This window comes from Marinimicrobium hydrolyticum (genome assembly GCF_030848505.1).
In the GTDB taxonomy this organism is placed as follows: Bacteria; Pseudomonadota; Gammaproteobacteria; order Pseudomonadales; family Cellvibrionaceae; genus JAVDDU01.
In genome coordinates this window covers 203,145-215,399 of the sequence record NZ_JAVDDU010000001.1, presented here as the reverse complement: position 1 = coordinate 215,399, position 12,255 = coordinate 203,145, and the positions used below count along the sequence as shown (strand labels likewise).

Here is a 12,255-nt window from a genome sequence, read left to right as displayed (position 1 = left end):
ATCTTCGTCCCAGTGGGGGCGAGCCAAAATCTGAGGTGACCATGTCTGCCAGTGCTAAAACGTCCGATGATACTCATTATCAGGAGTATCATCAGCGCCTGCTAAGGGATTTCGTTCGCCAAGTCCAACAGCAACCACCCTTTGTCCTGGATGAGTGCGAGGCGGAGCACCGGGAATTTCTCGAACGCTTAGAAACTCTGTCCCGGAGCTCTGAGAGCGACAATTTTTTGTTCGAAGGCCAGGAAGTGTTAAGCCGAGTCGTGGCCGCGTATCCCCACTTGATGCCGCTCTTACACCGGGACCTGCTGTGGTTTTTTGGCGGCGATTGCCTGCACTACATGCCCGACGAAGAAATTGCCCGTTTTCAAACATTGGACGAACGCCGCCATGAGGCCGCCGCCAAAGGCGAAGCTTTCTCCTACGAGAGCGAGCGCGCCAAACTGTTCGGTTTGCACTGAGGTGCCCCACGCAAGCCGGCCATTCTAGCAGATGCGCGCAGAGAGCGTAGCGGATGGATGCTGGAAGGCATGAATGCTACAGAAGTCGTTATGAAGAGGAAGCTCCAGACGGCCCGCCCGGAAGTGGGTGGAGCTTCTGGAGGCGCGGTGAATACCTCCCTGTAGCTCCTGCGCGTCGTCCAGCTCCAGAACCTCTTACCCGCAGCCGATGCACTTATTCAAGCATAGCTTCCACGCTCACACGCAGTGGCTCTAAGTGCTTTTCAATGACGGAACTCACGGTGTGTGGGTCTATGTCACCCAGGTAGTTGTGGACAAGGATGTTGCGAAAGCCACTGATTTCCCGCCAGGGGATATGGCTGTATTGGAGCTTCAGGTCTTCTGGAATGGATTGGGTAGCTTCGGACAGTGTTTGGAGATTGCGCAGGACGGCGTCATACAAGATATCGTCCTCAACAATGCTACCCCGAGCCTGGATACGCCGCACCTTGGCGATTGTATCCAGGATATGGTGGGCGTAAGGTCGCCAATCCTTGCTCATAATTCGACCGCTTCTCTTGTAACAGCGTCTCGTATGTATTGGTTGAGCTCGTGCTCGGGCACGAGATCTACTTTACGGCCAAGCAGCTCAGAAAGCCGCTCTGTCAGCGGTACTCGTTGGGCAAACATATCGTAGCCCCGGGGTAACTCAACAAGAAAATCTACATCGCTATCAGCCCGCTCTTCTCGCCGGGCTACGGATCCAAATACACGCACATGCTTGGCACCGTACTGGTGAGCCAAGGCAGCAATAGCCGGCTTTTGACGCTGAATTTCATCAAGCAACATAGACTGACTCCTCGTATTCCCAGCCAGTATAGCAAAGTCGCGAGAGCGAGCTTGACGACGGCCACCAAAACCCCAGGCAAAAAAAAGCCGACACGAAGCCGGCTTTTTAAGTATTGGAGCGGGACCAATCGGCACGACTGCAGGGATGCAGGAGGTAGGGCGAAGCAGGATGCCAGAGCCGATGGAAAGCCGATTGGCACAGCCGCAGGCTGCCCCGAAGGGGCGAGGGCCACGGACCGATAACTGCTCCTGCATTATCGGCATTCCCGCCATCCCTGGCGGTCATGGCCCGAGTGCAACGAGACGTCTCGTTTTCCGTGGTGGATCGAAACTACTCAAATTCCAGGCAAAAAAAAGCCGACACGAAGCCGGCTTTTTAAGTATTGGAGCGGGACCAATCGGCATGGAAAGCCGATTGGCACAGCCGCAGGCTGCCCCGTAGGGGCGAGGGCCATGGATGGCCCGAGTGCAACGAGACTTAGTCTCGTTTTCCGTCGCGGACGACTGCCACCCAAATTTCGGGCACAAAAAAAGCCGGCCAATGGCCAGCTTTTCTTGTCGAATTGGAGCGGGAAACGAGACTCGAACTCGCGACCCCAACCTTGGCAAGGTTGTGCTCTACCAACTGAGCTATTCCCGCGTTGGCGTCCCCTAGGGGAGTCGAACCCCTGTTACTGCCGTGAAAGGGCAGTGTCCTAGGCCACTAGACGAAGGGGACCCAGAAACCTCCTGCGTCATCGACGTCAGAAGTGGGGCGCATTCTAAGTAGCGGGCTGGAGTCTGTCAACACTTTTACTGACTTTTTATCACTGATTAAACAGGGACTTACCCCAAAGACCTATGTCGCCTACTAAAAAGACAAGCGCTTTTTTGGTGCTATACTGATCCTCAGGCGACGACGCCAACCCTAATCCACCCGACTGGCGGCCTATGTCTTCACTTTCTATTGCTTTCGTCATTGTGGGCTTGCTGATAGTCCTGATCGGCTATGCCTTTATCTACCAGGCTCTGGAAAAGCGTCGCAAGCGGCGTCAGCGTCTCATTGCAGCCCTCAAGCACCGGCAGCGTAGCTTCAAACGCATGCTGGTTAGCTTCCCATCAGGCTTTTTGACCAAAGAGCTCAGCCAAGTCCTGTATCAGGCGCTTATTGACGCTGCGGATCAACTCAGCCACCTTGAGCCTCGTGATCGATCGCACAAAGAGGAAGTCTCCCTCTATTCCAGAGAACTGGAAACTGTGCGCCAGCAGGAAACTTCAGGCACGGCGCGGCTGGACAGCGCTGAACAAGTGGCGGATATCCGCCGGCAGCTGCAGGATTTACACCACTACATTGTCCAGCAGGCTGAGCGCGGAAACGTTAGCAAGGCCCAGGCGCAGGTGTACAGCAGCCAGATCAAACGCTTGGTCCTGCAAATGTCCGTGGACGCCTATACGCTTAACGCCCGCCAGGCTCGGGAAATCGGTAAGCCTAGGTTGGCCATGCATTACTACAATCTGGCGCGCAAACTACTGGTCCGTGAAAACGCCGGCCACACTCACCAACAGCAGATTCTTCAGCTCGGTGAGGTCATCGCCCAACTGGAAGCCCAGCTGGCCCGAGAACCCGCTACAGCGGAAGACGAGGTAAAACCCACGGAGAACAAAGAGTGGGAACAGTTTGGGGAGACGGATGAAAGTTGGAAGAAGAAGCAGATCTACGACTGAAGCGCCGCCTCATTGTCGCTAGGTTTCGTCCAGAGTGACGGAGGCGGAATTGATGCAATAACGCAGGCCAGTAGGCGCCGGCCCGTCGGGAAACACATGCCCCAGATGGGCACCACACTGGCGACACAACACCTCGGTGCGACGCATGCCGTGACTGGAATCAAACTCCTCCTGGATTTTCCCACCCTCCACTGGCGCGTAGAAGCTCGGCCAACCACAACCGGCGTCAAACTTGCTCCCTGAATCAAACAGGGGCTCGCCACAACAGCGGCAGCGGTAAATACCCTCCTTGAAAACATCCCAGTAGGCCCCGGAAAACGGAGGCTCGGTGCCTTTTTCCCGGCAAATGCGGTACTCTTCTGGACTCAGCCTTTCGCGCCAATCCGCCTCGGTTAATTTCTTTGGTTCTTTCATGGCTGCCACCGTTAGGGTTTCCCTTGACACACGGCCAAGATAAACCCGATGATCTGTGAATTATCACGCTTTCGATCAGGACATCTTACTGCAAATGAGCAACATTAATAAATCCGCTAAGCTGGAAGGGGTTTGCTACGACATCCGCGGGCCAGTTTTGGAACACGCGTACCGGATGGAGGAAGAGGGCTACCGAATTCTGAAATTGAATATTGGTAACCCCGCGCCGTTTGGATTCTCGGCACCCGATGAAATTATCCAGGACGTCATTTACAACCTGCCCAACGCCGAAGGCTACACTGCCTCCCGGGGGCTTTTCCCCGCGCGCAAAGCCATCATGCACGAGTGTCAGCGGCTAGATATTCCCGGCGTCGAGATCGACGATATTTTCCTGGGCAACGGTGTCAGCGAACTGATCGTAATGGCTATGCAGGCGTTGCTGAACAACGGCGACGAAGTGCTGGTGCCCTCACCCGACTACCCTCTGTGGACCGCAGCGGTGAACCTCGCTGGCGGCAAGGCTGTGCATTACCGGTGTGATGAGCAGTCGGACTGGTTTCCCGATATCGCTGACATGGCCAGCAAGGTTACCGACAAAACCCGCGGTATTGTGATCATCAATCCCAATAATCCCACCGGGTCGGTGTACAGCAAAGAGGTGCTGGAGCAGATCGTCTCCCTGGCGCGGGACAAGAACCTGATTTTGTTCGCGGACGAAATCTACAGCAAAATTCTGTACGACGACGCCGAGTTCATCCCCCTAGCGCGCTTGGCGGAAGACCTGCTGTGCGTCAGTTTTAACGGGCTATCCAAATCCTATCGACTGGCCGGTTTTCGCTCTGGCTGGATGATCATCAGTGGCGCCAAACACCGGGCAAAGAATTACCTGGAAGGGCTGGAAATGCTCGCCTCCATGCGGCTTTGCGCCAATGTCCCGGGTATGTACGCGGTGCAGACGGCGCTTGGCGGTTATCAGAGCATCAACGAATTGATTATTCCCGGCGGCCGCCTCCGGGATCAGCGCGATGCAGCCATGAAGGCCATCGATGCGATTCCAGGCATGAGCTGCGTCAAACCCAAGGGCGCCATCTATTTGTTTCCCAAACTGGATCTGAATCACTACAAAATCAAAGATGATCAACAGTTGGTGTTGGATTTTCTAATCCGGGAGAAGGTTCTTCTGGTGCAGGGCACGGCGTTCAACTGGCCGGAGCGGGATCACCTGCGCATTGTGTTTTTGCCCCGGGAAGATGAGCTCACCAAGGCCATCGGCCGCTTGGGCGAATTCCTGGAACGGTATACGCAATAAGGATCTGACTAAGCATCATGGCCGATATCCACATTGCGGATTTTTACAAAGACGCGGCGCGTACTCTGATTCAGCTGTTTAATCAGTTTCCGCGCCCAATCATGCTGTTTGTGGAAGATATCGCTGGCCCGGATACGCCGGATGAGTTCGGCCTGCACAGTCCCCGCCATCAAGCCTGTTTTGCCACTATGCTCTGGCTGGAGAAGTCCGGTTACATCCGCTACGAATCGCTGGTTCGCCAGGAGGCTTTGGATCAGGCCACGCTGACTCAACGCGGATTTACCCTGCTCGCCAGCCGCCTACCCATTGCCGAGATCCCAGGCATGACGCCTCCGGGTCAGGACCAGGACAACGGCGACCTACCCGGCCCGGAAGTCGCCACTCAAACCAATGGCGCCCATCTGCTGCGCCAGGTACTCCAGCACGGCTCTTCCTCCGCCATAGAGCAGGTTATGTTGGAGCTTCTGCGTCAAGCTCGTCATCACGTGTAACCTGTAGGCCCGCTCTGTAAGCCTTTATTTACGGAGACTCCAGATAGTACGCCCGGAAGTAGGGTGAGAGGTTCTGGAGACGCGGTAAATACTTCCCTGTAGCTCCTGCGCGTCATCCATGACGCGAAGGCTCCATAACCTCTCACCCTACTCCCGGGCTCCGTGGCTGCATCTAGGTCAGTAGCTCAACCCGCCAATGTTCCCGAGAAAAGCGGCCTCTCCAAGTAACCCAAATCAATGCGACTTCTCTGTATCGACTGGCACCGAGGGCGACTGGGGAGTCTATTCCAGAACCTTCGCGTCAGGGATGACGCGCAGGAGCCACACGGATGTGTTCACTGCGTTTCTGGAATAGACTCCCCAGTCGCCCTCACTCTAACCCCGTGACCATTGTCAATGGAGAGCCTGAGCGCAATCGAAGCTCATCAATATCTAACTAAACCTTAAACCCCAGCGCGGCCAATCGCTCAGCACTTGCCTCAGCGCCAGACTCAAACTCAAGCTGATAATTTCCGAACTCCCGTCGAATTGGATACTGCTTACGGAGCCGGTCAAAACCCTTCGCAAAATCTTCTTGCCCCTGCTCAGCTCGCTGCGCCAACTCGCGTAAACGCCGATCATCCTCCGCAATCGCGTAAATCTGTGGAATCAACGCCCGCTGGGCGAGCCAGCCGTCTTTGGCGGAAACCCTCAAGCGATTCTGCGCCACCGGGGGCAAAAGCTGTTCAAGGTTGCGCTCGGGCTCAATACCCAACTGTTGGCACAAAGCGTTATAAATCATCGCCGTGCCGGTAATTTTGCCGTCGTAACTGTAGCCCGCGATATGCGGCGTACCCAAGGACACCTTGGCCAGCAACTCACGGGAAATATCCGGCTCCGGCTCCCACACATCCAACACCACTTGCAGATCGACAGCCGCCTCCAAGCGCCGCAACAAAGCGGCATTGTCGATCACCGGTCCACGACCCGCGTTGAGCAGTACCGTCCCGGGGCGCAAACGCGCCAGCTCCGCATCGCTCAGCAAGTGCCGGCTCGGGTGCGGTCCATCGGTGGTCAGTGGCGTGTGCAGGCACACAATGTCGCAGTCCAGCACGGCATCCAGATCGGTCAGGTCTGGATTATCTTCCAACGTCAAAAAGGGGTCGTAGCAGCGGCATTCCACCCCCTGGGCTCGCAAGCGTCGGTGTAAAAAACCGCCCACGTTGCCGCAACCAATGATACCTACCCGGCGACCGGACCAATCCACGTCCAGATGCGCCAGTGCGGCGTACACATATTCCACCACTGAATTGGCGTTACAACCGGGGGCGCTGGCCCAGCCAATGCCCGCCTGATCCAGGTACTTTTGATCCAGGTGATCCACGCCGATGGTGCAGGTGCCCACAAACTTGACCTGGCTGTCCCTGAGTAACGACTCGTCCACTTGAGTGACCGAGCGTACCAACAGAGCGTCGGCGCCTTTTAAGTCCTCGGGGCGCATGCCCCGCCCCGGTAAACGGATGATCTCTCCCAAATGGGCAAAAAACTCCTCCACCAAGGGAATATTTTCGTCGGCAATGATGCGCATAGTGATCCTGTAAATTAGTGCGTGAGGTGAGTTTAAGAAACGGTTTGGACGGGCTCGAGGGCCTTGCGTGCACGGGTTAGAAAACGGTCCCCAAAGCCCATCTCACGGGCAAATTCCGTCATCCCGGCCCAATTCACGGCGCCACGGCGCAGATCGGCGATTTTAATGGCCAAGGGCAGATCTTCCACGATAAGCGCCAACTGTCGGGATATCTCAATTTGCTCCCGGTGCGCTTCCAGCTTTGCCGCCAATCCGCGGGCACCCCGTAGCGGCAGCTTGGCCAGGGTGTCCAGGTTGCGGAACAGTTCATCCAGATCCCCGTACTCGGCTAGCAGAGCCTGAGCGGATTTGGCGCCGATGCCCGGCACGCCGGGGATATCGTCGATGCTGTCACCCACCAGGGCCAGATAATCCACCAGCTGGGCGGGTTGAACCCCCATTTTGGCGTACAGATCAGGGGCGTACAGTTGCAGGTCGGCTGCATGGTCCCAGAGGTAATCCTGGGGTCGGCGCAGAAGTTGGCCCAGGTCTTTATCTCGGGTCAGAATGGCCACGGGGCGCGGGCTGCGCCTGAGTACCCGGGCCAAGGTACCGATCAGATCGTCCGCCTCGTGGGTTTCGCTGGCAAAGCTGGCAATGCCCAGCAACTCCCCAAAACGGCGGCAGGCGTGCAACTGGAAGGCCAGAGCCTCATCCGGCAGAGCTCGGCTGGCCTTATAACCGGGATAGAGCTGGTTCCGGAAGCACTGGCCCAGGCTTTCGTCATAACAAGCCGCCACGTGGCTGGGCCGATGCTCTTCCAGCAGACGTAACAGGAACAGGCTGTAGCCGTAAACGGCGCCGGTCCCGTAACCCTCTTCCTCACTGAACCAGTTATCGGGCATGGAAAAGTAATAGCGGAAGATATAGATCGAGGCGTCAATCAGACAAGCCGGCGTCGCTGAGGTCATCGCTGCGGCCCGCCAGAAAAACGCGCCGGCTTTAGCCAGGACTCCACCGTCACACCGCCTTGATAATAGCTCAGCAACGCCTCAAGAAAGGCGCGGGGCCGCGGGCTCACACCCTGCTGGCAGAAGGCCAGAACTTGGCGATGAATGGCGCGCTGAAAAGCTTCACTGGGCCCCAAGCCCAAACTGAGGTTGTCACTGCTCACCCGAAACTGCCAGCCCGCGGCGGCGGAAAACAGCCACTCCAAAGCCTGGGGCTTGACCTCGACGCGCTCAAATTCCGCCTGTTGGTCGGCGCTCCGGCCATCGGGCGCGTACCAATAACCATAATCGGGCAATTGGCGCCGCTGCGCTCCTGCCACACACCAATGGGCGACCTCATGCAGGGCGCTGGCGAAGTAATCCTGAGTAAAGACGATGCGGCTTAAATCGCCGGCGCGAAACGCGGGCTCGTAAACGGGTTCCAGGCCACCGCCTACCAGGCAGGTAGCGTGGCTAGCGCTGAAGGTCTGATTGAACAATTCGATCAACTGGCCGCTATCGTGTGGCCTGCTGTAGACAACTTCTTGCAAAACCTCTTTCCTCTCCCGTCAGCGCTTTTCGCCCCCGGGAATCCCGGCAAGTTTTTATGTCCCAAGCTATTGTGCTTTGTCACTATAACCTATACTTTAACTAGTGATGGTCTTCTTTGGCCATCATGTCTTCGGGCTGCCAACGCTAGCCTCAGCCTCAGTTAGGAGGTGTATTATGAATACCTCACGCCCAAGCCACAACACGGACAATGTGGTCGATCTCTTCTCGGGAAAGACTCTGTCCGAACTGCATGACCAGCGCTTCATACGTCTCGCCCCCGAGCTGGATGGCCTGGAGATGCTGTACTCCAACGACACCAACTCCGACAAACTGTTTAGCCTAAAAGTACTCTGCTGGGGCCTTAGAGCCGATGGCGAAGTGGTTGGGCTTGTGCCCTGGCTCAACGATATTGTTGCCTGCCCGGACATCTGCGACCCACTTAACGGCCAGTGGGAAGGTTACTACGACGCGGGCATCGACGAAGTATTCTTTGAAGCCCCCGTGCACAAAGTCATCGAACTGGAAACGGCCGCCGAGTATTACGAGCTGCAGTGCGAAAACGACGACGACGTGGTACAGGAGCTACCGGACACCATCGGCACCCATGCCGTATTGGCGACCGAAGAGACCAACAAACTGTCACTGGTGGAAGTGGTCAGCTGGCGCCTGCTTCACGACGGCAGTATTTACGGCATGCTGACGGACATCAGCAAGGTCAACAGTACGCCGGTTTTGCCTGGCGACGAGTGCCTCTATCCAGCGCAAGGCAGCGAAACCTTTCGCTACTTTTTTCAACATCAGATTGCCAACAAAATCAAAGCCGAAGACCCGGAAGCGCTGGCTGCAATTTCTTTGTTAGTGGATGGAAACTGATCTCAAAATGATTTAAGCGCCACCCAATGGGTGGCGCTCTCCTTTCAAGCTTCTGCACACACTCAGTTTAAAAACGCTCAAACCGTCTTGCGGATGTAATAGCAGTAGGTGCTTTCTTCCTCGGACTGTTCCAGCAGTTCGTGCCCGAGAAAGTGGCAGAATTTGGGCACATCCCGCGTCGTTGAAGGGTCTGTAGCCAACATTTTAATGACCTCCCCCACCTCTGCTTCGCGCACCGCACGATGCAATAGCATCACCGGCTCTGGGCACAGAAGGCCGGAGGCATCCAAAAGTTTATTAGCAGTAATGCTCATAGTCTCACTTATTCTATGAATTGTCGGTGCATCCGGAAATCGCCTGCTAGACTTGCAAATGATAAGGACGCACGGGCCCATTGGTGGCTCGACGCGGTCTCCATAAAAAAATCTTGTCACTCTTAGAAGAAGTAACCAATTAATGCCGCAAGCGAAATACGATTACTCCAATACCGCACTCAGTGCCGCCGCACTGGCCCTCACTTCAGATTTGCTGCGCCATCATAACCCATCTCTGGCGGAGGTCGTGCACAACGCACTGGCGAATATTAAAGAAGCGCCTCCGGGGCGCCGCACTGGAATCCGGGTAACCCAGCCTCCGCTCAATGCGGCGCTCATATCCAGCCTGGAAGCCGAAACCGTGGGCCAGGTGCTCGCCGCTTTGACGGATCTGGGCAATAGAGCCCTGGAGGATCACGAAGATCCTGAGCAGCTGAAACTGGTGCACCGCCTGCTGGAAGATTGGGTCTCCCTCGCCGACTGGTTGCTGCGTTGCACCGATAACCGCCCGAGCGCTTTTCACTAGGCGGGTCTTCATTGGGTGGCGGGCATCAAGTCAATTTTCACAACTTGACGACCCGTCCACCGCCGAATTGGCTTCCGCAAGCGTTATATCGGATGCCCGCGCTTGCTTTCCCCCTGGGCAGCGTTAAAATTATAAAAACGAAGCAATCCCTTGGGATCATCAATGATTTATGTGTTAGTTGAACGCCATATCGCGGACGGTATGGAAACTACTTACGAACTCGCCTCACGTCGAGCACTTCAGTCGGCCTACCGAGCTGAAGGTTTCATCACCGGAGAGACCCTGCGCGACTTGCAGCGCCCCAACCATCACTACTTGATGTCTAAATGGCGGTCGTTGCACGATTGGAAGCGTTGGTACTACAGCGATGAACGGCACGAGGTTATGAATCAACTCAACCCGACGCTAGCGGATTTCGAAAAAATTACCTTGCTGTCCAGCTGATCAATAAACCCGCAAGTGGCCGGTCACCTCCTCCCGGTCGTGGTACAGCTGTTTAAACGCCAGCTCCACGTCCAGGCCGGCCTGAGCAAACTGGTCGGTCATACGCTCGGCCAACTTGATGACTTCGCCATAGCGCTGTTTCATGGGCAACTTCAGATTGAACACCGCTTCTCGGCAATAGCCTTCCAGCGCCCAATGACTGATCAGGCTGGCGACTCGCGCCGGTTTATCGGCAATGTCACAGACCAGCCAGTGCACCGGTTTCTCGGGCCGGTAGAGAAAGCCATCCACCCGCTGATGCGTCACCAACCCAGAGTCCATCAACTCTTTGGCCATTGGCCCATTGTCCACGGCATCTACAAACATTCCACGGCGCACCAGTTGCCAGGTCCAGCCGCCCGGTGCCGCACCCAAGTCCACCGCGTGCATACCGTTGGCGAGGCGAAAATCCCACTCCTGCGCGGGAATAAAGTGGTGCCAGGCTTCCTCCAATTTGAGTGTCGCCCGGCTGGGAGCACCTTTGGGCTGACGCAGGCGAGGAATGCCCATAGGCCAGGGGGCACGGTTGCCGGAAGGGCTGATCCCGATATAGGCACGCTGACCAGACAAGAACAACAAATGCAGAAACCAGGGGGCCTCCGCCTGCAGTTGCCCGGCTTGTCGCAGGGCACGACTGAACGGGCCGGTAAACTTACGCCCTAGAGCGGAAAGCTCCTTGCCCTCATTGCTGTCGGGCGTTTCGACCACCAACTCTCGAGTGGCGGGAAAGGTTTCCGCTACGGCCAACAAAGGCGATACTCGATCCTCTGGCGGCAGGTGCGTCACTATCGGCGCGGCGGCGAACCACTGGCGAGTGAACACCAATTCTTGAAACGGTAGATGTTTGATCAGCGCCAGGGCACCGTCTTGATCCTGAGTTACAAACAATACAAAGGCACTGCCGTCTTTGGTTTTGATGTAACCGTATTGGCCCCGCTCGCCTGCGCGCTGAGTGATTTCAGCCGCGCATTCCTTTTCAAAACCGGGCCGACAATGAAGAAATAAATGATTCACAGAACACTCGCTGTATTATTAATGAACTCGGAGACGGCCAGATTGGCCGCGCTCAAGTGTTGTTCATGGGTGTAGCCCGACTTAACCCTAGGCTTAAAATCGTGGTCGCCATCTTCTAACCAATGCAGCTGAATTGTCGGCGCCAACTCGTAGTGAGCCACCTCCTCCCGGTTGCCCAGAGGATCACGACTGCCTTGTACGATAAGGCATGGAGTGCGCAGGCTATGAAGATGATCGGTGCGCAGTTTTTCAGGTTTTTTTGGCGGATGAAAGGGGTAACCAAGACACACCAGCCCATCGACATTTTCGTCATCGGCCACCAAGCTGGCCATGCGCCCGCCCATGGATTTGCCACCGATAAAAAGTGGGCCGTTCCAATTAGCGCGCGCCTCTTGAATCCGGTCGTGCCAAGCAGCCAGCAGCACGGGTTGGCGATCCGGCGGGCGTTTGCTACCACCCGTGCGACGTGAGGCCATATAAGGAAACTCGAACCGCCACACCTCTATGCCCGCCTCGCACAATCCTTCCGCCATGCGATTCATAAATGGGGTGTCCATGGCCGCGCCGGCGCCGTGAGCCAGCAATAACCGGGCGCGGGGCGCCACTGGTGTATTACATAGGAAATGCTTCATATACTTGAATAATCAAAAAAGATTGCCCGCCACTCAATACCACCCATCATTTCAATTTCCTCGGTCAATCCCGCATCACGTTCATCATTCCCAATCCGCTCCCGTCATTCCCGCGAAAGCGG

At 56.2% G+C, this 12,255-nt stretch carries 16 protein-coding genes and 2 tRNA genes; 7 read left to right on the top strand and 11 right to left on the bottom strand.

Annotation, left to right across the window (positions count from 1 at the left end):
* The first annotated feature begins 41 nt into the window (after positions 1–41).
* Positions 42–458: a PA2817 family protein gene (locus RBH33_RS01000; protein ID WP_306730255.1), complete on the top strand. Its 417-nt coding sequence runs from the start codon at positions 42–44 to the stop codon at positions 456–458.
* Between the two features lie 214 nt (positions 459–672).
* On the opposite strand, the gene RBH33_RS00995 is transcribed toward RBH33_RS01000, so the two are convergent.
* The 4 genes from RBH33_RS00995 to RBH33_RS00980 form a co-directional block, all read right to left on the bottom strand.
* A complete protein-coding gene (locus RBH33_RS00995; RefSeq protein ID WP_306730254.1) occupies positions 673–999 on the bottom strand; it encodes a HepT-like ribonuclease domain-containing protein in 327 nt (108 codons plus the stop codon).
* A complete protein-coding gene (locus RBH33_RS00990) occupies positions 996–1,286 on the bottom strand; it encodes a nucleotidyltransferase family protein (protein ID WP_306730253.1) in 291 nt (96 codons plus the stop codon). The genes RBH33_RS00995 and RBH33_RS00990 overlap by 4 nt, the downstream gene beginning before the upstream one ends.
* 564 nt (positions 1,287–1,850) lie before the next feature.
* A tRNA-Gly gene (locus tag RBH33_RS00985) sits at positions 1,851–1,926 on the bottom strand.
* Between the two features lie 2 nt (positions 1,927–1,928).
* Positions 1,929–2,004 (bottom strand) — tRNA-Glu (locus RBH33_RS00980).
* 212 nt (positions 2,005–2,216) lie between these two features.
* On the opposite strand from RBH33_RS00980, the gene RBH33_RS00975 reads away from it, so the two are divergent.
* Positions 2,217–2,990: a hypothetical protein gene (locus RBH33_RS00975; RefSeq protein ID WP_306730252.1), complete on the top strand. Its 774-nt coding sequence runs from the start codon at positions 2,217–2,219 to the stop codon at positions 2,988–2,990.
* An 18-nt stretch (positions 2,991–3,008) separates the two neighbouring features.
* Here the strand turns inward: RBH33_RS00975 and msrB are convergent, their stop codons facing one another.
* On the bottom strand, positions 3,009–3,404 hold the full coding sequence (gene msrB / locus RBH33_RS00970) for a peptide-methionine (R)-S-oxide reductase MsrB (RefSeq protein ID WP_306730251.1): 396 nt from the start codon (positions 3,402–3,404) through the stop codon (positions 3,009–3,011).
* A 94-nt stretch (positions 3,405–3,498) separates the two neighbouring features.
* Between msrB and RBH33_RS00965 the strand changes: the two genes are divergently transcribed.
* Complete coding sequence (locus tag RBH33_RS00965; protein WP_306730250.1) at positions 3,499–4,713, top strand: pyridoxal phosphate-dependent aminotransferase; 1,215 nt, start codon at positions 3,499–3,501, stop codon at positions 4,711–4,713.
* A 17-nt stretch (positions 4,714–4,730) separates the two neighbouring features.
* Positions 4,731–5,204 carry a hypothetical protein gene (locus tag RBH33_RS00960; protein WP_306730249.1) on the top strand — a complete coding sequence of 158 codons (474 nt, stop codon included), beginning with the start codon at positions 4,731–4,733 and terminating at the stop codon, positions 5,202–5,204.
* A 436-nt stretch (positions 5,205–5,640) separates the two neighbouring features.
* On the opposite strand, the gene RBH33_RS00955 is transcribed toward RBH33_RS00960, so the two are convergent.
* From RBH33_RS00955 to RBH33_RS00945, 3 genes are read right to left on the bottom strand one after another with little or no spacing between them, the layout of a single operon-like run.
* Complete coding sequence (locus tag RBH33_RS00955) at positions 5,641–6,771, bottom strand: 4-phosphoerythronate dehydrogenase (protein ID WP_306730248.1); 1,131 nt, start codon at positions 6,769–6,771, stop codon at positions 5,641–5,643.
* 32 nt (positions 6,772–6,803) lie between these two features.
* Positions 6,804–7,721, bottom strand: a complete 918-nt coding sequence (locus tag RBH33_RS00950) for a 5'-3' exonuclease (RefSeq protein ID WP_306730247.1) — start codon at positions 7,719–7,721, stop codon at positions 6,804–6,806.
* Positions 7,718–8,290 (bottom strand): elongation factor P hydroxylase, encoded by a 573-nt coding sequence (locus RBH33_RS00945; protein ID WP_306730246.1) that lies wholly within the window; start codon positions 8,288–8,290, stop codon positions 7,718–7,720. Before RBH33_RS00945 ends, RBH33_RS00950 begins: the two co-directional genes overlap by 4 nt.
* Positions 8,291–8,465: 175 nt before the next feature.
* On the opposite strand from RBH33_RS00945, the gene RBH33_RS00940 reads away from it, so the two are divergent.
* Positions 8,466–9,164, top strand: coding sequence for a hypothetical protein (locus RBH33_RS00940; RefSeq protein WP_306730245.1), 699 nt, complete (start codon positions 8,466–8,468; stop codon positions 9,162–9,164).
* A 77-nt stretch (positions 9,165–9,241) separates the two neighbouring features.
* Here RBH33_RS00940 and tusA read toward each other — a convergent pair whose 3' ends face one another.
* Positions 9,242–9,478, bottom strand: a complete 237-nt coding sequence (gene tusA / locus RBH33_RS00935; protein ID WP_306730244.1) for a sulfurtransferase TusA — start codon at positions 9,476–9,478, stop codon at positions 9,242–9,244.
* Positions 9,479–9,620: 142 nt separating this feature from the next.
* On the opposite strand from tusA, the gene RBH33_RS00930 reads away from it, so the two are divergent.
* Entirely contained in the window at positions 9,621–10,004 is a 384-nt protein-coding gene (locus RBH33_RS00930; protein WP_306730243.1) for a hypothetical protein, read from the top strand.
* A 162-nt stretch (positions 10,005–10,166) separates the two neighbouring features.
* Complete coding sequence (locus tag RBH33_RS00925; protein WP_306730242.1) at positions 10,167–10,448, top strand: antibiotic biosynthesis monooxygenase family protein; 282 nt, start codon at positions 10,167–10,169, stop codon at positions 10,446–10,448.
* On the opposite strand, the gene rlmM is transcribed toward RBH33_RS00925, so the two are convergent.
* Positions 10,449–11,501: a 23S rRNA (cytidine(2498)-2'-O)-methyltransferase RlmM gene (rlmM, locus tag RBH33_RS00920; RefSeq protein ID WP_306730241.1), complete on the bottom strand. Its 1,053-nt coding sequence runs from the start codon at positions 11,499–11,501 to the stop codon at positions 10,449–10,451. It abuts the gene before it with no gap.
* The gene (locus RBH33_RS00915) at positions 11,498–12,133 is read right to left on the bottom strand and encodes an alpha/beta family hydrolase (RefSeq protein ID WP_306730240.1); all 636 of its coding nucleotides are present in this window, start codon (positions 12,131–12,133) and stop codon (positions 11,498–11,500) included. Before RBH33_RS00915 ends, rlmM begins: the two co-directional genes overlap by 4 nt.
* Positions 12,134–12,255 lie beyond the last annotated feature (122 nt).